General features: G+C 46.1%; 20 protein-coding genes and 1 tRNA gene. 8 read left to right on the top strand and 13 right to left on the bottom strand.

Annotation, left to right across the window (positions count from 1 at the left end):
* The 7 genes from H8S52_RS17875 to H8S52_RS17845 form a co-directional block, all read left to right on the top strand.
* Positions 1-398: hypothetical protein (locus H8S52_RS17875; protein WP_255470117.1), on the top strand; the 398-nt coding region annotated here is incomplete at its 5' end.
* A gap of 44 nt (positions 399-442) precedes the next feature.
* A complete protein-coding gene (locus H8S52_RS17870; protein WP_060386247.1) occupies positions 443-997 on the top strand; it encodes a DUF3575 domain-containing protein in 555 nt (184 codons plus the stop codon).
* A 33-nt stretch (positions 998-1030) separates the two neighbouring features.
* Positions 1031-2539 (top strand): DUF3868 domain-containing protein, encoded by a 1509-nt coding sequence (locus H8S52_RS17865; RefSeq protein ID WP_117907219.1) that lies wholly within the window; start codon positions 1031-1033, stop codon positions 2537-2539.
* 65 nt (positions 2540-2604) lie between these two features.
* A complete protein-coding gene (locus H8S52_RS17860; RefSeq protein WP_186910318.1) occupies positions 2605-3720 on the top strand; it encodes a fimbrial protein in 1116 nt (371 codons plus the stop codon).
* Positions 3721-3743: 23 nt separating this feature from the next.
* Positions 3744-4631 (top strand): FimB/Mfa2 family fimbrial subunit, encoded by an 888-nt coding sequence (locus H8S52_RS17855; protein WP_016662140.1) that lies wholly within the window; start codon positions 3744-3746, stop codon positions 4629-4631.
* A gap of 12 nt (positions 4632-4643) precedes the next feature.
* Positions 4644-5774 carry a hypothetical protein gene (locus H8S52_RS17850; protein ID WP_186910317.1) on the top strand — a complete coding sequence of 377 codons (1131 nt, stop codon included), beginning with the start codon at positions 4644-4646 and terminating at the stop codon, positions 5772-5774.
* Between the two features lie 53 nt (positions 5775-5827).
* Complete coding sequence (locus H8S52_RS17845) at positions 5828-7294, top strand: fimbrillin family protein (protein ID WP_255470116.1); 1467 nt, start codon at positions 5828-5830, stop codon at positions 7292-7294.
* A gap of 271 nt (positions 7295-7565) precedes the next feature.
* Here H8S52_RS17845 and H8S52_RS17840 read toward each other — a convergent pair whose 3' ends face one another.
* From H8S52_RS17840 to purU, 13 genes are all read right to left on the bottom strand, one after another.
* Positions 7566-8438: a site-specific DNA-methyltransferase gene (locus H8S52_RS17840; protein WP_016662143.1), complete on the bottom strand. Its 873-nt coding sequence runs from the start codon at positions 8436-8438 to the stop codon at positions 7566-7568.
* The gene (locus H8S52_RS17835; RefSeq protein ID WP_186910316.1) at positions 8435-8956 is read right to left on the bottom strand and encodes a hypothetical protein; all 522 of its coding nucleotides are present in this window, start codon (positions 8954-8956) and stop codon (positions 8435-8437) included. Before H8S52_RS17835 ends, H8S52_RS17840 begins: the two co-directional genes overlap by 4 nt.
* Positions 8957-8965: 9 nt before the next feature.
* On the bottom strand, positions 8966-9826 hold the full coding sequence (locus H8S52_RS17830; RefSeq protein ID WP_016662145.1) for a type II restriction endonuclease: 861 nt from the start codon (positions 9824-9826) through the stop codon (positions 8966-8968).
* Between the two features lie 6 nt (positions 9827-9832).
* On the bottom strand, positions 9833-10747 hold the full coding sequence (locus H8S52_RS17825) for a DNA adenine methylase (protein WP_016662146.1): 915 nt from the start codon (positions 10745-10747) through the stop codon (positions 9833-9835).
* 143 nt (positions 10748-10890) lie between these two features.
* Positions 10891-13233, bottom strand: coding sequence for a heparin/heparin-sulfate lyase HepB (gene hepB / locus H8S52_RS17820; protein WP_186910315.1), 2343 nt, complete (start codon positions 13231-13233; stop codon positions 10891-10893).
* Positions 13234-13360: 127 nt separating this feature from the next.
* The gene (gene lysA, locus H8S52_RS17815) at positions 13361-14521 is read right to left on the bottom strand and encodes a diaminopimelate decarboxylase (protein WP_016662148.1); all 1161 of its coding nucleotides are present in this window, start codon (positions 14519-14521) and stop codon (positions 13361-13363) included.
* 88 nt (positions 14522-14609) lie between these two features.
* Positions 14610-15926 (bottom strand): aspartate kinase, encoded by a 1317-nt coding sequence (locus H8S52_RS17810; RefSeq protein WP_005652628.1) that lies wholly within the window; start codon positions 15924-15926, stop codon positions 14610-14612.
* A 35-nt stretch (positions 15927-15961) separates the two neighbouring features.
* A complete protein-coding gene (locus tag H8S52_RS17805) occupies positions 15962-16669 on the bottom strand; it encodes a cell division ATP-binding protein FtsE (protein WP_186910314.1) in 708 nt (235 codons plus the stop codon).
* Between the two features lie 6 nt (positions 16670-16675).
* Positions 16676-17284 (bottom strand): bifunctional phosphoribosyl-AMP cyclohydrolase/phosphoribosyl-ATP diphosphatase HisIE, encoded by a 609-nt coding sequence (gene hisIE / locus H8S52_RS17800; protein WP_005652632.1) that lies wholly within the window; start codon positions 17282-17284, stop codon positions 16676-16678.
* A gap of 114 nt (positions 17285-17398) precedes the next feature.
* Positions 17399-18154 (bottom strand): imidazole glycerol phosphate synthase subunit HisF, encoded by a 756-nt coding sequence (hisF, locus tag H8S52_RS17795; RefSeq protein WP_186910313.1) that lies wholly within the window; start codon positions 18152-18154, stop codon positions 17399-17401.
* A gap of 77 nt (positions 18155-18231) precedes the next feature.
* On the bottom strand, positions 18232-18954 hold the full coding sequence (gene hisA / locus H8S52_RS17790; protein WP_186910312.1) for a 1-(5-phosphoribosyl)-5-[(5-phosphoribosylamino)methylideneamino]imidazole-4-carboxamide isomerase: 723 nt from the start codon (positions 18952-18954) through the stop codon (positions 18232-18234).
* Positions 18955-18993: 39 nt separating this feature from the next.
* Positions 18994-19584 carry an imidazole glycerol phosphate synthase subunit HisH gene (gene hisH / locus H8S52_RS17785; RefSeq protein WP_117955687.1) on the bottom strand — a complete coding sequence of 197 codons (591 nt, stop codon included), beginning with the start codon at positions 19582-19584 and terminating at the stop codon, positions 18994-18996.
* A 6-nt stretch (positions 19585-19590) separates the two neighbouring features.
* Positions 19591-20448 carry a formyltetrahydrofolate deformylase gene (purU, locus tag H8S52_RS17780; protein WP_022104546.1) on the bottom strand — a complete coding sequence of 286 codons (858 nt, stop codon included), beginning with the start codon at positions 20446-20448 and terminating at the stop codon, positions 19591-19593.
* Positions 20449-20829: 381 nt separating this feature from the next.
* On the opposite strand from purU, the gene H8S52_RS17775 reads away from it, so the two are divergent.
* Positions 20830-20903: transfer RNA gene (locus H8S52_RS17775), tRNA-Asp, on the top strand.
* Positions 20904-21135: the final 232 nt, after the last annotated feature.

Here is a 21135-nt window from a genome sequence, read left to right as displayed (position 1 = left end):
AATCAAACAAACAAGAAAACTACATGATAACGCCCAGAACACAGACTGCCATTGCAGTACTCAAATGTATTTATGCAAGAGACTACGGTACTTGCATAAAACCGTGCACACTTACCGAAGGGCAAATGCGGATATTACTGCCACAGCTCACCAATGCCGGACTTATCATCCTGAAAGACGCGGAAAATCCGCTGGAAACGCAATCCTACATCCCAGCCAGAAAAGCTGTGGAAATATCCCTGCTGGATATTCTCGAAGCCACGGGAGAACATCTGAACTGCAACCGCCCCATTACCGAGCAGTTCTATGTACAATACGGAAGAGCCGCCCAGAAACTCGGAATAATAAACCAGATAGCCAGAATATACCTGAAAGAAATTACACTGACAGACTTATAACCGGAACAAAGAAATTGAAAAGCAGAAAACACATACCGATGCTGATGCTCCTTGCCCTGCTGTCCTGTGCAGGCAAGGCAGGGGCGCAAACCGTTGCCGTGAAAAGCGACCTGCTTACGGGGAGCATGCTCGCCTCGCCCAACCTCGGTGTGGAACTAAAGCTGTCGGAACGTTTCACGCTCGAAGCCGGATTTCACTACAACCCCTTTCCGGCAGGAGGAGACAGGCGCTGGAAGCACTGGTTCGTACAGCCGGAGCTGCGCTACTGGATGTGCCAGCCCTACGGAGGACATTTCTTCGGGGCAAACCTGATGTACGGCGTGTACAACGTAGCCAAGGCAAGGCTGCCTTTCGGGCTTTTCAAAGGGATACGTTCCGAAAGATACGAGGGAGACTTTACGGGAGTGGGAATATCATACGGCTATCACTTCATCCTCTCCCCCCGCTGGGGACTGGAAACAAGCATCGGCGTAGGGTTTCTGCATACCGGATACGAACGCTACCGCTGCTCGCACTGCGGGGAGAGGACAGGGAGCGGCAACAGGAATTTAGTTGCCCCGACCAAGGCGGCAATATCCATAGTGTACATGATAAAATAGCAACAAGAATAATTACAATAGCAAATTGAAAGCATGAAAAATCTAATCCGTATTCCTCTGATAATGGCAATATCGGTACTCTGCTGCCGGTCAGGACGCGCACAGGAATTCTACCGGGGAGAAATGTTCGTCACCGGACAGCAGTTCTCCCTTGCGGACGGACGCCTCAACATAGACCTGTCCGTAGACTTCGAAGGACTGAGGATGCCCTCGGACGAATCGCTCACCGTGACGCCCGTACTCATCAGCGGGGAAAACGAACAGGCCCTGCCCGCAGTACTCATCAACGGCACAGAGAAACAGAAAGTGTACCAGCGGCAACAGGAATTTACCGGAAACGGCCGCCCCTCCCCCATACCCGCAGTAGTGATAAGGAACGATGCCAGGATGGCACGCTCCTTCCGCTACCGGGTGGCAGTGCCCTATCAGGAATGGATGAAGGACGCCCTGCTCCTGATACGCTCGCAGGAGTGCGCCTGCCACGGCAGACAAGGAAGCATATACGAGGACAAGATTGCCGACAGGCTGAACCTGCCCAAAGTACGCACTTCTGTCTGGGACACGGATACGGACAGGAAGTACCTGACATGGGTGAACTTCATCGAGCCCGCGCCGGACAAGGACACGCTGCATGCTGTGACGGGGTCTATCCCCTATTTCGGCAAAGAGCAGCGGGACAAGAGGGAAAGGCCGTTGGGAGAGTTGTCCGTAACCAAGCAGAACTTCGAGATATACCACCGGATGCGCAATGCCTTGCAGGACATACGCCGGGAGGCGGGAACGAAGCTCGTGAAAGTGAAGATTACAGGGTACGGGGCCCCCGTAGGAAACCTGCAGAAAAATGAGGTGGATGCATTGGTGCGCTCACTGAAACTGAAAGACTACCTGCGGGAAAACCGCCTGACGGCAGGTACTCCGCTGGAAGTGACCTGGATTTCCGAAGACTGGGACTCCATTGCGGCGCTGGTAAAGCAAAGCGACATGATGTTCCGAGAAGCCACCCTCGACCTGATAGGCAATGTAGACATAGACAAAGGACGAGAACGCATGCTGATGCGCCTTGCCGACGGAAAGCCCTACAAATACCTGGCGGAAAAGATATTCCCCGAAGTAATGCGGGTGGACTACAGGATAGAGTACACCCGCCAGCCGCTGGATGCGGCGGAGAGTCTGAGGCTGTTCCGTACCGGCGAACGCCGGGCGCTCCGCCTGAACGAGTTCTTTACCGTGGCAGGCAGCTATCCGCAAGGCTCCACAGAGTACAACGATGTGCTGGACCTGGCGGCACGGCTGTTTCCCGACAGCCCCGAAGCCAACATCAACGCGGCGGCAGTGGCGCTCACCAAAGGAGAGACGGCCAAGGCACGCCGCTACCTGGAGAGGTTTGCCACCCTGCCCATGGCATACAACAACATGGGCATACTCTGCCTCCAGGAAGGAAACCGGGACAAGGCGGAGGTATACCTCACCATGGCTGCGGCAGCAGGGGTGAAACAAGCCGACAAAGCGCTTAAAGAACTGAAAAGACAGGCGGGAAATTAAAAAGACGAAGATAACCTATTGAGCAGCATATTAAAAAATATATTAACCTATAAAAACAGGCGGACATGAGAACGAACAATTATTTATGGGCAATGCTGGCGGCAGCAACCCTTACACTGACCGGATGCGGCAGTGACGAGAACGGAATAGCAGAACCCCAACTGCAAGAAAAGACGGCGCAACTGGAACTGCGCCTTACGGGTAGCGGCGTAAACACCAAAGCCACAGGCAGCGCACTGCCCACGCAAGCCGAGGAGAATACCCTGAAACGTTTTACGGTAGCGATATTCAACAGCGACAATTCGGTGAATGCCATACGGACCATTACCACCAACATGACCTCGGCAACCACCATCAACTGCACTCCGGCAGCAGGCTGTACGGGTATTGTGGTGGCCAATGCACCCACAGACAACTACTTTGCAGGTGTACTGAACAAAACCGACTTCCTGAAGAAAACCATCGCACTGGCCGATGCACAGGCCAAAGACTGCCTGCCCATGAGCGGAGACGTAAAAAACGGCAGCGGCAACGCCACTTTCACACTGAGTGCAGGCAGCAACACCGGCATGACAGCCCAACTGCTCCGACTCGTGGCAAGGGTGTCTATAAGCAGCATCAAAACCGCCTTCGACCCCAACGGGCAGTACGCGGCGGCATCCTACGAACTGAAAAACATCTTTGTACGGAACGCCATGAAAGAGGCTGTACCGGGCACAGGCGGATACAGCACCACCAAAATGGGCACACCGGCTTATCTGACCGGAAACTACGACAAATCCACCGGAACCGTAGCCTATCTGGCAAATTCGGTCACTCCGCCGGTAGACGTAAGTGCGGAACATAAAACCGACTACTGGTTCTATATTCTCCCCAACGAAGAAACCACCCATACGGCATTGGTACTGGAAGGCACATTCAAGAAAAATGCAAGCGATGCAGGAAGCACCATCTACTATCCGATAATCGTCAACAAAAATCAGGCGGGAACAAACATCACCGGAACTGCGGGTACGGGTACTTCAAACATCACCCGCAACAATACTTATGCCATAAAAGCCACTATCAAGAACATTGGTACTACGGACCCTATGGGAGACATAACCCCTACTTCGCTCGAACTGACGATTAATGTGGCCACCTGGGCACTGAACATCACGCAGGACGTAACATTCGACTAAATAACCGGAATCGTAAAACCGCCATGAAACCTATCCGCACAGCCATACTCACGGCATTGTATACCTGCCTCGCCTTTCTGCATGCATCCTGCGTGCGGGAAGACACCGGAGACTGCGTGCAGTACCAAGTACACGTGCGGGTAGTGGATGCGGCAGGCAACGACCTCACCGAAAGCGGTGTACTGGAGAAATCGGAAGTGTATCTTTTCGGTGAAAACGGTTTTGTGCGCATGGTTCCTGCAGGAGTGTCATCGGACTATCTTTTCGGAAACTACAAAGAAGCGCGGCTCACCCTCGTAGCATGGGGCAACATCAAGGAAGATACCCTGATTACCGCCGATATCAAGCCGGGAACACCGATAGAGGAAGCACGCCTGAAACTGAAACAACATGCCGAAGGAAGCCATTTGCCCGTTACAGACCTCTTTTACTGCCGCAAGGAGCTGAACAACACCGCTACAAGGAGCATACAGGAAGAAGGCATCACGCTGGTAATGGAGCGGATGGCGGCAGGATTGAGCATACGGACATGCTATCTGGCAGAGCGCTATCCATATCGGGGAGAAGCCTATACCTTCATTGTACGGGGAACGGGTTCCGAAGTGGATTTCATGGGAAAAGTAACCGGAGAAAGCGCCGGATACAGACCGCCTACCGTCACGGACGGGCAAGGAGATGCCTATGCCCCACCCTTCCGCATATTTCCGACCCGGGAAGGAGAATACATCGAAGTGGAAATATACAGGGGGCAGGAAAAGCTGTGCACCGTTACGCAAGACAGCGAGCTACAGCCCTTGCGCGCAGCGGCAGGGAAACAGACCGACATCGAGATAGATTTCAGAAAGACCGAGATAAGGGCATTCGTAAAAGTACTGCCGTGGGGAGAAGTGGAACAGGAAACGGAAATGTAAGTTAAAGAAAGTATGACAGGACTATCGGAACATAGAAGCATATCGGCCGCATTATTGCGCATCGTAACCGGTGCGGTAATCGTCCTTGTCCTGCTGGCTTGCGACAACGGACAGCCCGACACACTGGCCGACAACGGCGAAGTGATGCTCACGCTCCGCATTTCGCTGCCCACGGCAACGGACGGAAGCACCGCCACCCGCGCCATTACATCCGATGAGGAGAACGCGATAGACATCGCCCAACTGAAAGTACTGGTGTTCAAGGCGAGCGGTTCCACAGAAACATTCAGCTATGAGGCGCCGCAAGTGCAGTTACTGGGCGGCAAGTATATGGTAACTCTGAAGCAAAGCCTGGCAGGCGAGAAATACAGGCTTGCAGTCATTGCTAATGCGGGAAAGAAACTGCCCGTCATTCCGGATAACACACCCAAAAGCGATGTCCTGAAAATGATAACGTTCGATGCCGCCGGAATTTGGAATGCAACCGGAACTACAAGCTACAGCCGCTTCCCCATGTGGGGAGAAACTGCGGCGGCACAAGCTATCACGCCTGCCACATCTTTGGGAAACATCACGTTACTGCGCGCGCTGGCACGCATAGACGTAGGGTGCGCGCTAAGCGGAGAAACGGCAGCGGGATTAAGCGGGTTTACATTGAAAACGGTCAGCGTGTACCGCACGAAGAATAAAGGCTACGCAGCTCCCGTAAACGGCGGAACAATCACCGGCAATGTGGTTGCATCCGTATCCATCCCCCCGGATGCCGGAACAAACGGTGCGCTGACCTACACCTGCCCGGACGGCAAATCGCTGATACGGACTATCTACGTAGCGGAAACGCCGCAAAGCAGCAGCAGGGACAACAATGTATGCCTTGTCGTGGGCGGTACTTATGCGGGAAGCACGCATTATTACAGGGTAGACCTCACCAGCGGGGGAAGTTATATTCCGCTGAAAAGGAATTGCCGCTACATCGTGAATATCAAGGCGGTAAGCAATACGGGATATGCCACGGAAGCAGCAGCACTTACGGGCGACAAGACGCTGGTAATAGCAACAAGCGTATCGGCAGAAGCCTGGGGCGGACAGACAGCAGCAGGGTCGGGAACGATAACCATGCCTCAAAGCCCGGATCAATGGTAGCCGATGCAGAAATGCCGGGCAGTACGGGAACAATAATTTTACTCTAAAACGAGATGAAACGAATGATAAGAAATATGGTATTCCATATATCGGTTGTCCTGCTGATAACCGGGTGCGGAAAGGATGAGGAGGGCATAGAGAACCGCTCTCCCAACGGCATCCTCATCGAAGTGGAAGCTCCCCAAACAAACGGTTGGAGCACGGAAGAGGTTACCGGCACACGCAGCGGAATGGCAAAAACCGTCAGGCAAAAAGGAGAATACGGCGTGGACATGGAAGTAAGCACACTGCATTGCCCGGCAGGGACTGCAACCGAGGGAGCCTCCACCCGCTGGGCAAACGTGGACGACAACATAACTTTCCGGGTAGTGGCTTACAAATCGGCTACCGCCGCCGGAATTTCCACTGCAAACTATGCCGGGTATGGAGATTATAAACTGTCGGGAAGCAGCGTGCAAACCACAAAGAGTCTTATCCTCCCTGTGGGGACTTATACATTTATCGTTTATTCATACGGCAACTCAAGCGCCATCACCGCCTTTACCAACAGTTCTGCAAGCGTCCCCGTAACAAACGGGCAAAATTTTATGACGTATGTAAAAGCCGGAGTCGCAATTAACAATATAGGCAGCACATATACGCTGGGCAACATCGTATTCAAACATCATTGTGCACGATACAGAGTGCAAGCCATTGCCCAAGCCGGAAGAATGGGAGCGATTACGGCGTGTGCAGGTACAGTGACTCTGCCCAGGCACAATGCTACCTATTCGTTCACAAACAACACGCTGACGGCACAAGACGGTTCGGGAACGATAAATGTCACTTGGAACAGTCCGAATGCGATGAGTGTGTATAGCAATTATACGTACCTGCTGCCGCAGGCTTCCGCAAGCGTAACGGTGAAGTTGGGGCTTACAATCGGTAACAAGCCCTTCAGTAACAGAAGCGCTACATTGTCCGGAGTGACACTTAATGCCAATAACACCTATTATAGCAATGTCTCATTCACCACAACAGAAGGATATATCATCGGAGGAAATATTTGGGCAAACGGAAACTTATATTATACAGCAGAAACCAAAAAATATGGTATTTATCCCAATACACTGACATGCAGCAAAGCAGATAATGCTCAAGACTACTTTGTATTCAATAATCCGTTGCCAAATAATCCGGAACTTGTCACAACTTGGTCCGATTCAAGAGATCCATGTCGAAAAGTTGAACCAAATAGTGCTTGGAGAACTCCCACTTTACAAGAGTTCAATAATTTACTTTCCTATGCGAAAGGAGTGCCCAAAGATGGGTACACAATATACGGAGACGTATTAAAACTCCCATATAGTAGCTTTATGAGATTTACCGATGGACATCCGCACGAATCCTATTTTGATGCTATAGGATACTATCTATGCACTACGTACAACAGACATCTTCAAAATGAATTCATTGGGGGTGAAGACTCTTCAACAGGTGAAATAATAGCTTTTGTTATCCGGTGCGTACGAAATAAATAACTTAAAATAATAAGAAAGTCACCACTTTGTATAAATGAAAATATAAAATCAAGATATATAACTTATATTCAGCCTTCATTTCCAAAGCCTCAAATACACTCTAAATACCTAAAACAAAAACGTCCGATAAGAATACCTCTTTATTTAAAATCGGAAATATTTGTTTGTTTGCTGTGTCTTCCCTGCACTGTGAAGTGCGGGGAGCACTATTTTATACATACCTACATTTTCAAACCCAAAACAACCGTAACAAAGAACTCTTGGATGTTCATTAAAAGGGTAAATCATAACCGCAAGCAAAGTCCTCTTGTGCAGGCAATAGTCCCATATTATCCAAAAGAGCAATATCTTTAATTTTATTACGAAATAAAGAAAAGGTTGATAGATGTTCAATTTCTTTTTTACGGTTTTGACTAAGAATAAGGAACTCTTCTTCTTTATCTATACCCAAGAAACGTCTGCCAAGCAAGTTTGCAGCAACCCCTGTTGTACTACTGCCCGTAAACGGATCGAGAATCCATGCTCCACTATTAGTTGACGCCAAAACAATACGCGACAACACAGACAACGGCTTCTGCGTAGGGTGTTTCCCACATGATTTTTCCCATTGAGCAATAGCCGGCAGATGCCATACGTCCCTCATCTGCTTGCTATTATTGATTTGCTTCATCACATCATAGTTATAGCAATGCGGTACTTTAGCCAATTTACGAGCCCAAATTATAAATTCTGTGGAATAAGTAAAATAACGGCATGAGACATTAGGAGGCGGATTGGTTTTTGCCCATGTTACAACATTAAGAATTTTAAAATTAAGTTCGGTCAAAATGTTGGCAATAGAGAAAATATTATGGTACGTACCGCTTATCCATATCGTACCGTTGTCTTTCAGTTTATGACGGCATTCGCTTATCCACGCTCTATTAAACGAATCCACATATTCCGGGGTTCCACCTTTATCCCATTCACCTTTGTCCACACACACAACTTTTCCGTTCTGTATACTTATCCCACCATTACTCAAAAAATAAGGTGGGTCGGCAAATATCATATCGAACTTGAAACTGAACTGTTTCAATAGTTCGATGCAATCGCCATGAAGCAAAGTAAAGGCCCGGTCAGTGGATTTGAAATAAGGGGTCATAAATTCTTAATAATTTCCCGGTAAGACTCCCAAGACATTCTACGACCTTTTCCGGTAGGATAATTAACATCCTCCTGTCCCCATATCCATTTATATGCTTTTATTAAAGCCTCAGGAGATTCTCCTGAAACAAAGTGCAATGCACGTATATCGTTTATAAAATCGGCAGGTTCTTCTCCTTTATACACTCTTTCCATTAAAGACAAAAACTTCTTGGCTTCATCTTTATTTTCCCGAACTTTATTTTTAATATCATCTAAAATTTGATAATGAGATATTTGCCAAAGACTATCATTACAAGGATTATATATAAAGACTATGAAATCTTCCCTTTGAGTTGTTCCATATACGTTTTTACCACCCGGCTTGGTTATGACTATTTTCCGGTTATCGGGAAGCTCTTCCACTTCATATCCTCTGTAAGGCAAATTCATGAGTTTCCGCGAAAAAGTATCTCTATCTGTATTATCAATACAGATTTTCTTCAAATCAATACTATGCTGATATAGATTTTTCATTATTTCTACTTATTTCATCACTTCACTGATAATACCATTCTCCATATCATTGATGTTATAGATATGTTCAAGCACATCGAAAGTCTCTTCCAAATTATTACGTGCACTCTTCCACCCTTGCCCATCGGTAAACCAAACAAAAGTAAAGTCTGTAAGTTCTTTGGTTTCCAATGTTATTGTTTTATAACTTCTTGCCGTTTCATTCAGCTTAGAGCCATTACTTCCATAAAAATTGGTTTCCACTCCATATACCATATTGGGAGTAGAAACAACAAAATCAAAACGTTTTTCAGCTTTACCCTGATTGGATATAGCGGACAAATCTATGCCCCACTTTTCTTCTATCTCATGGATATACATTTCCTTGAAATATGTACTATCTCTTATAAATCCCGCCTTTTGAATGAAGGACTCTACAAGATTCTCCATTAAATGTCCACCTCTATTTTTTCTTCCGTTAGAATCAAGTCCCGTTTCTACCCCGGTAACATAATCTACAAGGCTTCCTATTATCCGATTCTCAAGCAAGTTGAAAATACCGGTTTTACGCATGAATATCTTATATTGGTCTACACTATAATTCATCTTCCGAAAATTATAGCAGAAACTTCCTTCTTCATCTACAGTCTCTATATCCATTTCACGTTTGGCTATCAAAACTGGGATACACTTTAAAACATTAGGATAGGTAGCCAATAGGGTCGCAAAATCAGCCTCAATGTTTTTACTGCCAATAAGAGAATTCATTATATTCAATTCTATCTTAATGGCATCTACATTTTCAAAAACCTTATTGAAGTCCGTATAGTATTCATAATTAGCGATGCTTGAACGAAATTGCGCAAGCCAATCATTGAAATTTCTTTTCATAGCCATTTACCTATAAATCATATTAATATTGGAAATCATCAGTTCGGATAATTTTCCTCTTTTATCAGGATTGGCATTAACCATCCGTGTTGCCATTACACGCCGAATATTATAGGCATTGTATATTTCATCAAAAAAGCCCTCATCTTCGTTCTTGCCCTTTACATCGGAATTACTTAAAATAAAATTAGCTTTATATCCGGCTATTTTACTGCAAAAATCACGTAGCCTTATCTGCTCATTATCATCAAATTCTTCTTTAGCATACGAATTGAAAGAAGATGTTTTACTTAAAGGTTTATACGGGGGATCAAAATAGAACAGTGCATTAGGAGAAGCATAAACAGCCGTTTCCGCAAAATCCCCACATAAGATTTCGACCTTTTGAAGGATATGTGAGTCTGCCAGAATAGTATCTTCATCACAAATCCTGGGAGTAGCATATTTACCGTGAGGCACATTAAATTTACCTTTTGAATTTACCCTATACAAGCCATTGAAACATGTTCTATTTAAGAAGATGAATAAAGCGGCTATCTCAACTTCGGGTAAAGAAGAGTTGTTATAAATATCACGCTTTGCCAAATAATATGTTTTCCTATCTTCTTCTCCTAAAGGGATGTATTCATTTTGAAAGACCTTTAATCTTTCAATTAATTTGCCCGGCTGTTCTTTAACAATCTTATATGTTGTTATCAAATGAGGATTTATATCATTGATTACAGCCCTTTTAATATTAGGAAATTGCTGTAATATCCAAAATAACACAGCACCACCTCCCACAAACGGTTCCACATAGATAATATCTTTCGTTTGTGCAAGATTAGCCGGCAGAGCATGTTTGATATCTTTCAAAAGCTGCGTTTTTCCACCGACCCACTTTACGAAAGGCTTTGCTGATGTATATATTGTATTCTGCATATTCAAGATGATTATTATTTGCTGCACAAAGATAAGCAAATAAATAAAGATATAGCGCTATATACCGAATTAGGACTTGATTAAATTTTTAGTGTAAAGAGCAAGCCTATACGCTCACTCTTTATTTGTTCACTATAAGATTATTACCTACAAAATTCATAACTGCCGGCACTCCCCTCAAAAGTAAGTACTCCATCGGAAGCCTGCACCTCGGTCAACGGAATAAAGACACGACCGTCCTTCTTTACCTGCCAATTACCTGCTTTAAGGTCGGTAATGACGAATTTATATGTACCCGTACCGTTAACTGTAAGGGTAAAATCTTTCTGCAGCGGTTCGCTGCTCCTGGCAAAAGTAACGACACGATCGGCTAACTGAACACCTACTATCCGGTCATCCTCAATACGCTGCACTGCGTTCAACCGATTGCATCGGTTATCGGCAACCTGTATCACATTCAGGAAGTTATCGGTAACGGCAGGGACAGCGGGTGAAACTTCTACCCGCCAGGCTCCGCGCTCGTTGGCATTGTCAAGATAAGGAGCTACGGCATCGTTGGGATAGTTAGTGCCGAACACCCAGTTTTCCTTGCCGGGACCGCCAACCTTATCGATACGAAGATTATCTGCCTGAGGTAAAAGGACGGTGTTGTGCAGCATACCGCTATCACCGTCTTTGGTGCGCCGCACGATGAAAGTATTACCTTCAAGCGTGGGTTCTTCGATGCTATGCAGCAACCAGTATTTGCGGAAATCGGGACTGGAAGCCGATACTTTATCATATACAATAAGTGCAGCAGGCACTGTTTCGGACTTCAGGTTGAGGAATACGAAAGAACGTTTCGCCTCTTCCACTTTCCGGGTATAGGCTTGTGTTATATCCCCCTTCAAATAAGAATAATCGGGAGCCTGCACATCAGGGCCAAATCCATGAGCCAACACGCTGCCTACCGTATACTCCTCGGACAAAAGGCTGTCGAGCGAATTGCAGGTTTTCCAACCTTCGCCGCACATACGCTGCCCGCCGTCATTGGTTGCAAACCGTGTCTTTCCACCCCCGCCATAGTTCCAACAGCCGAACTTTTCGTCAGGGTCGTACACCAGCAATGAATTATGGGCAATGGTACGTTTGAAGTAATTTTTGTTATTGGGACTGTTATAGCCGCCTGAACTACCGCTATAAGCACCGGCATCGATAGCCAAAGGGCCTTTGTGGTAAATTTGGAAACTGCCGCCGTCCATGTGCTGGTGGTTGCCCACAAATTGCTCATTAATTTTCATCTCGGCAATCACGCTGTTGGCATCCCAACCGGTACGGGCAATCATCCAGCCGTAGGGAGTACCGGAATAACGTGTCAAAGGAAGGTCGTCGGGGGACTTGCCTTTCAGGGTGTAGTCGCGCCACAACAGTTCGTATATCAGACAATGGTTCATGGACTCGTTGCCCGACTTGTCCAGTCGGGGATTACGCTCGAATTCATAAGCCAGGTACTTGTCTTTATAATAGCTGGAAGCCAAGAACATAGGCGTTGGCATGGTAAGCAATGCGGGACGGTTCTGCGGATAATCATCGCCCGCAGGCATCAACACTCCGTCGGGACGCCGGCGGTAGATAATGTCGTAGAGTACGAACCTCGCCGAAGAGCAGTAAATGCTACCGGCTCCCATCTTATCCAGAATCCATAAAGGAAAGAGGTCGCAGGCAAAGCGGACATGTACATAATTCGTGCCCTGGTGATAGTTCTGCCCTTCGTAAAAATAGTTGCGTGCCGGGATATAATCACGATAGAGCATGGTAATGACATGATTGTACATATCGGGATATTCATCATAAATGGCAATACCTGCCGACAGCATATCGCGCATAATCATCCACTCCGACGGATGCCCCGCTATGGGTTGGTTATTGCGTGGCGGATAACCGCATTCCATACTCTTTGCCAAACGGATAAATTCTTTGATATAAGCCTGTTTCTCGGAACTCTTCATCTGGTCGTAGCACCAATCATACACCATAGCACCTGTTATCAGCATGGCTCCGCTGGCCCGCGACAAGTCGGAACGAGTGCCGAAAGAGGCACGCTGCAACGTATCGAGCATGGCTGTAATGGCCTTGCGTGCCAAACGTTTGTCACCTTCCAACAGATAGTCAAGGGCTTGCAACTGCACCCGCGATGTAACGCCGCGCATCTCGTAATAATAGCGGAAACCGCGGTTTGTAACGGCAGCTTCTTCGGCCGGAGTGCGGTCTTTGCTTAGCTCTTTCATAAGAGAAAGTGTCTGCTGTGCCTGAGGAGTTTTCAGGCGTTCCTTCAACGCGGGTAAATCGGATGAGCGAACATACAAACGGGGATGCGTCTGAGGCGGAATCGGTACATTAACTCCCTCTATCTCTTGCCAGACCACTTCTTTCGGCAATTCCTGCGCTGAAAGACAAAACGAACTAAATATCAGGCTAAGTGAAAAGAAAATCGACTTGTGTTTCATAATGGATTTATATCAGATATTAATGCTGTAAAAATACAACAAAAAAATCAGGTAGCTATAAAAAACAAGCACAGAAACAAAAAGGATGTTCCCGTGCTTGATAAATCATTCAAATCTTGTACTGCACTTATACCAGTTCGTCCGATGTATAACCTTGCGGCAACTCACGACAGTTATAACCTGAAGCCATGATTTCACCATAAGCTCCGGCAGAGCGAAGGGCTATAAGGTCGCCACGCTTCACACCGTTCAAATCGACAGCCTTGCCAAAGACATCGGAGGACTCGCAGATAGGCCCCACTACATCATAAGTTTGCTGCGGAGCATCGGAAGTAATGTTCTCTATCTTATGGAATGCCTGATAGAGTGCAGGACGAATCAAGTCCGTCATACCTGCATCAAGAATAGCAAACTGCTTATTAGTGCCTTGCTTTACATATAAAACCTTTGCAATAAGCGAACCGCACTGCCCCACTACCGAACGCCCCAATTCAAAATGAAGTGTCTGATAGGAACGGAGTTTCAGGCAGTTATCGTAGGTTTCGAAATAGCTTTTGAAATCGGGTACAGGCTGACGGTTGGGATGTCCGTAATCAATGCCGAGTCCACCGCCCACATTAACGTGTTCGATACGTATCTGACGGGCTTCGAGTTTGTCCAACAATTCGTTGACACGATTACACAAAGCCACAAAATCGCCCATATCCAATATCTGCGAACCGATGTGGAAATGCAGCCCGATGAACTTGACGTTTTTCATCTCCTGCGCCACGTCTATCACATGATCCATATCTTCCATACTGATACCGAACTTGTTTTCCGCCAATCCGGTAGTGATGTTAGCATGCGTATGCGCGCCTACGTTGGGGTTGATACGGAAAGCAACATTGGCTACCTTGCCTTTGGCTGCGGCCAATTCGTTGATAATTTCCAGTTCGGGTATGGACTCTACATTAAAGCAGAAGATATTATAATCCAATCCAAGATTTATCTCCCAGTCTGCCTTACCCACTCCGGCAAACACAATCTTGTCGGCTGGGAAACCAGCCTTGATTGCCGCACGGATTTCACCGCCACTCACACAGTCCGCTCCCAACCCGCTCTCACGGATAATAGTCAGAACTTTAGGATTGGCATTGGCCTTCACCGCATAATGCACCGAATAGTTATCGTATCGTGACGCTTCGGTACGGATGCAGGAAAGAGTATCACGCAGCACCTTCGTGTCGTAATAATAAAACGGGGTACGCAATTCGCGGAATTTGTCAATAGGAAATGTTCCTTTCATATAATTATTATGGGTTATATCTTCGTTTAGTTAAAAAGAGCGCTTTTATCAAGAAGGTAAAAGCGCTCATATCTACTGTTTTCTTTTATTACTCGTTGAACAGCGCATCGCTGAGCGACTGCAAAGCCTGTTTCTTATCACATTCACGGATAAGGAAAGAAATGTTATAGTTACTGCCGCCAAAAGAAATCATACGTACCGGTATGTCGCGCATGGCATCGAGCGCTTTGGCTTCAAAGCCAACGTTCTCCCATTCGAGGTCGCCTACCACGCAGATGATACACATGTCCTTGTCCACCGTCACTGTACCGTATTTCTTCAAATCGTCCAGAATCTCGTTGAGATGCTTGGTATTGTCGATAGAAACGGATACGCCTACTTCGGACGTACAAATCATGTCGATAGAAGTCTGGTAACTTTCAAAGATTTCAAACACTTTGCGCAAGAAACCATGAGCAAGCAACATACGGCTGGACTTGATTTTGATAGCTGTGATATTATCCTTTGCAGCTACAGCCTTGATTTTGCCTTTCTCCGTATCGTTGGAGATGAGTGTACCCGGAGCCGTGGGATCCATTGTATTGAGCAGACGCACGGGGATGTTAGCATACTTGGCGGGCTGGATACAGGTAGGGTGCAGGATTTTTGCACCGAAGTATGCCAGCTCGGCTGCCTCTTCAAAATGAAGATGGCGCACGGGAGAGGTCTTGTCCACAATACGCGGGTCGTTGTTGTGCATACCGTCGATGTCCGTCCAAATCTGGATTTCGGAAGCATTGACAGCCGCACCTATCAGAGAAGCGGTATAATCGCTGCCGCCACGTTGCAGATTGTCTACCTCGCCATAGGCGTTGCGGCAGATAAAACCTTGTGTGATATAAATGTCGGCATTGGGATGCAACTCAAGCTGAACCTGGAGTTTTTCTTTGATGTAAACAGGATCAGGTTCAGCATTCTTGTCCGTACGCATATATTCTAAAGCCGGAAGCAAAACCGACTTCACACCACATTCCTGCAGATAGTAATTCATCATGGCGGTAGAAATCAACTCACCCTGCGCCAGCACTACCTTCTCCTCGAACAGCGTAAAAAGGTCTTTGGTGTAAGAACGGATATAGTCGAAATGAGATTTGATAAGTTCCAGACCTTTCTGCTTATACTCAGGAGTGGCATAGAGCTCATCAATGTGCTGGCGGTATTTCGTTTCCAGTCTGTTGATAATCTCGTTAGCACCTTCCGGATTCTTCTTGTACAGATAGTCCGAAATCTCAACCAATGTGTTTGTGGTACCCGACATGGCAGAGAGAACCACAATCTTACGTTCACCATCGGTAATCAATTTGGCCACTTCCTTAATTCGCTGAGCCGAACCTACTGAAGTACCTCCAAACTTTAAAACTTTCATTTTCGTTTCTGTATTAAAATGTTATATAATCTTGTTTATTTCTCTTCTGTTGACAACGCAACGGAATACTGCTCCGTTACGTCCGTTATCAAATGGTCGGCACAACGGTATACGCGCCCCGGATATTCCCAAAGCAACTGCATGTTGTGCGTAGTCATAATAACCAGCGAACCCGCCTCACTGATACTATGTAAAAGCTGGGTTATGGCAAATCCCGTCTCCACATCCAGATTTCCGGTTGGCTCATCGGCAAGAATTACTTCCGGAGAGTTCAGTACGGCACGGGCTATCACGATGCGCTGCTGTTCGCCTCCCGACAATTCATTGGGGTATTTATAACCTTTATTGCTCATACCCACTAATTGCAATACTTCGTTGATACGGTCTTTTATCTCTCCCTTATTCTTCCACCCGGTGGCACGGAGCACGAACTCAAGATTGTCATACACCGTACGGTCGGTGAGCAACTGGAAATCCTGAAATACGATACCCAACTTACGACGCAACTGCGGAATATGCTTGCGCTTGATATGCAACATATCATATCCCAACACCTCGGCATCGCCCGCCGCCACATCCAGTTCACCGTAAAAGGTTTTGAGCAAACTCGTCTTACCCGAACCGACTTTACCGATGAGATAGACAAACTCTCCCTTGTGTAACTCCAAGTTTACATCGTTCAACACACACAGTTCCTGCTGGTGTATCTCCACATCTTTATATCGTATCAGCGCTTCGTCCATAACAACTTAGTGTTTCTTCCAATCCGCACTGTGACGTTCTTCCAACTCACGTGCCAAATCTTCTATGCGATAACCTTTAGAGGTCAGCAATACGATAAGATGATACAGTAAATCGGCTCCCTCGTATATCAGACGCTCGTCAGTACCGTTGCATGCTTCAATAACAGTTTCAACCGCTTCTTCACCTACCTTCTGCGCCATTTTATTGACACCCGACCGGAACAGGCTGGTTGTGTAAGAGCCTTCCGGCATTTCAGCATGACGCTTGTCGATGAAGTCCTGAAGAAGTTTCAGGAACATAACGGGCTGTTCGTTCTTCTCTCCCCAGCAAGTATCCGTACCCGTATGACAAACCGGACCGACAGGATGTACCTGAATCAGCAAAGTATCCTTGTCGCAATCCTCTTTCATGGAAACCACGTTCAGGAAATTGCCGCTCTCCTCGCCTTTTGTCCAAAGACGGTTCTTGGTACGGCTAAAGAATGTTACTTTACCCGTTTCTACCGTCTTATCATATGCTTCCCGGTTCATAAAACCTAACATAAGCACCTTGGCCGTGTCAGCATCCTGTATAATTGCCGGAACGAGTCCGTTCATTTTGTCAAAGTCCAACATCTTTTTAAGTTATAAGTTATGAGTTATTTTGTTGTGAGTTATTGTTATGAGTCGTTTTCCTCCGTGCTTCGTGCAGCAGCGAATAACTTATAACCCATAACTTATAACTCCTTATCATCTTCTCATTGCGACTCCTTGGGCGCAAAGATACGATTTTAAATCGGGAATTTTAATTTCTCCGAAATGAAAAACGCTGGCGGCCAAGGCGGCATCTGCTTTTCCTTCCAGAAAGACATCACGGAAGTGCTCTTTCGCACCTGCTCCGCCCGATGCGATAATGGGTATGGAAAGCCTGTCGGCAAGAGCGGCAAGGGCTTCGTTGGCATATCCGGTCTTTACGCCGTCATGGTTCATACTGGTAAAAAGCACCTCGCCCGCACCGCGCTCCTGCGCTTCCTTTGTCCAGGCAAAGAGTTCTTTGTCGGTCTCCACACGTCCGCCGTTGAGATAACACCACCAACCCTTTTCCGTCTGCTTGGCATCAACAGCCAATACACAAACCTGCGAGCCGAAATGCTTGGCTATCTCGTCAATCAGTCCGGGACGACGAATGGCCGAGGAATTAACGGATATCTTGTCCGCACCGGCATTCAGAAGCCGGTCTACATCACTCAGTTCATGGATTCCGCCACCTACGGTGAAAGATATGCTGATGTTGGCGGCAATACGCTTCACCAGTTCGGCAAATGTCTTGCGTCCCTCAAAACTGGCGGTAATATCCAGAAAGACCAACTCATCGGCTCCCTGCTCGCTATAAGCACGCGCCAGTTCAACCGGATCGCCTGCATGACGCAGGTTTACAAAATTAGTCCCTTTTACGGTCTGTCCGTCTTTGATGTCAAGACAGGGGATGATTCTCTTTGCTAACACTCTTCTTTTATTTATGATTTTGGATTTATGACTCGATTTACGTTGAGCAACAATAATGAATGCAATGTTACGCAAATTTATATCATAAACGCTTCCAGTTCTTTAAAAGTTATACGCCCTTCATACAATGCCTTACCGAAAATAACGGCAGGTATGCCCGTTGCTTCCAGTTGGCGAATATCCTCGGCACAACTCACTCCGCCACTGGCTATAAGGTAAAGGTCGGGATGCACTTCCAGCATCTCTTTATACAGAGATATGGAAGGACCTTGCAGCATACCGTCGCAATTGATGTCGGTACAGATGACTTTACGAATGCCTTTCCCGACATAATCTTCCAAAAACGGGAACAATTCGCAAGCACTCTCATCCTTCCAACCGTTGACGGCAATTTTATGGTCTTTCACATCAGCTCCGAGAATTATTCTCTCCGAACCGTATGTTTGCAACCAGTGACAAAAACGTTCGGGATTCTTTACGGCAATGCTACCGCCCGTCACCATCTGTGCACCGCTTTCAAATGCAATGACCAAATCTTCATCGCTCTTCACCCCGCCACCGAAATCTATAACCAAAGAAGTACGGGAGGCTATCTGCTCCAGCGTGCGGTAATTTACCACATGGTGGGAAGCGGCTCCGTCGAGGTCTACCACATGAAGGCGTCGGATACCATGCGCTTCAAGTTCCTTAGCTACTTCTACGGGGTTCTCATTATACACTTTCTTGCTGTTATAATCACCCTGGGAGAGGCGTACGCACTTTCCGTCGATGATGTCAATAGCGGGAATTAACTCTATCATTTCAATTTATTACGAATTATCAAATATCGGATTCTTTCACTATAAGTCCAAAAAGTTCTGCAAGATACGTTCGCCCACACTTCCACTTTTTTCGGGATGAAACTGGGTGGCATAGTAATTATCCTTATGCAAAGCAGCACTGAACGGAAGTATATAATCCGTTACGGCAGCCGTACAATCGTTGACCGGCACATAAAAGCTGTGTACGAAATAGACAAATTCCTCTTTCGTGAAACCCCTGAAGAGGTCGCTGTGAGTCTGTGAAATCGTATTCCATCCCATATGGGGAACTTTATCCTCATGCTTTAGCGAAACAAAACGTTTCACGCCAACATCAAAAATACCAAGGCAATCCACATCTCCTTCCTCCGAATGGCGACACATCAACTGCATACCCAAACAGATACCCAACACCGGCTGACGCAGTTCTTTTATCAGTCTGCCCATTCCGCCGGCATTCAGGAAATTCATGGTTGTTTCCGCTTCACCCACTCCGGGGAAAATGACTTTATCCGCAGCACGTAGAACCTTTTCATCTGCCGTAATCTCCGCCTCAACGCCCAAACGCCTCAAGGCATAATCAACCGAACGGATGTTACCTGCATTATATTTGACAACTGCAACCTTCATCAACTACTAATTAAATATTACTGTCTTATTCTTATACGCCAACACCTTACGCTCGATATGCTTCTGAACAGCACGAGAGAGGACGATTTTCTCCAAATCCTTGCCTTTGTTCACCAGATCCTGCACAGTATCTTTATGAGTGATACGCACCACATCCTGCTCGATGATAGGCCCTGCATCCAATTCCGTAGTAACGTAGTGGCTGGTAGCTCCTATAATCTTCACACCACGCTCGAATGCTGCATGGTAGGGCTTCGCCCCTACAAATGCCGGAAGGAAAGAGTGATGAATATTGATGATGCGGTTGGGATAAGCGTCTATCATCTTCTCGGAAATGACCTGCATATAACGTGCCAGTACGATGAAGTTCACCTTGTGCTTGGCAAGCAGTTCCATTTCTTTCTTTTCCTGCTCTTCTTTTGTCTCCTTAGTAATAGGAAACAGATGAAAAGGTATGCCGAAGCGTTCTGCTACATGCTGCAAATCTGGATGATTGCTTATTATAAGAGGTATCTCCACATTCCATTCACCTGCCGTATAGCGCGCCAGCAGATCGAACAGGCAGTGCGACATCTTCGACACGAAAATAGCCATACGCGGTTTGACATCCGAAAAATAAAGGCGAAAACTCATTCCGTACTTCTGCGCATACAATGTTTCAAAATAGTCCTCTATCTTCTCTTGAGGAACCAGAAAGCTTTCCAATTCCCACTCGATACGCATGAAAAAAATATTCTCCACATGGTCTACATATTGATCCAAATAGATAATATTACCTTTGTTTACCGTTATAAAATCTGTTACTTCTGCCAAAATTCCCGGCTGATCGGGACAGTGAAGTAACAGCTTCGCCGTTTTCATCATCCTAAACTCTATTTTTATTGTTCTCTAATTGCAATATTCTTGTCTTGAGTTCGCAAAAATAACGATTTATTGCAAAATAACGAACTTTTCAAACAAGAAGTTTAAAAGTTAGCGAAAATTGTTTCGTTTTCTCTATATATAGACGTCTAATCGCATACTAAATAACATATAAACAGGACATAAACAAGCCGCAAAGAGCAATTTTAAATATTTGTTAAACATTGCATCTCTCATTTTTTACAACTTCCTAAATATGAGAACAAAAAGTAAACACAGACAAGAAGCTTTGAAAAAAAGTTTATCACAGCTATTGCAGATTCAAAAAAAACACCTACCTTTGCAACCGCAATCGAGAGAGATAGCAACGATAAATGAAATAATGGTGCGTTAGTTCAGTTGGTTAGAATACATGCCTGTCACGCATGGGGTCACGGGTTCGAGTCCCGTACGCACCGCAATAAACATTGAAAATCAATAGTTTGCAAAAATAACACCCAATTTTACACCCGTTAATGTAAAATTGGGTGTTTTTGTATTGTTTAGCATTTACACGTCTTAACTCCAATTTTAGGGACATTCATTAAATATTACAAAATTAGCCAACTAATTCATACACAAATTATTGCGAATTAGTTGGCTTTTTTGTATCTTTAGGTATTCCCCCGAAAACAAGGTTTGACGGCCAAA

The organism is Bacteroides sp. NSJ-48, assembly GCF_014287405.1.
Classification (GTDB): domain Bacteria; phylum Bacteroidota; class Bacteroidia; order Bacteroidales; family Bacteroidaceae; genus Bacteroides; species Bacteroides stercoris.
Note: the sequence above shows the minus strand (reverse complement) of the source record. Positions and strands in the feature narration are given on the sequence as shown.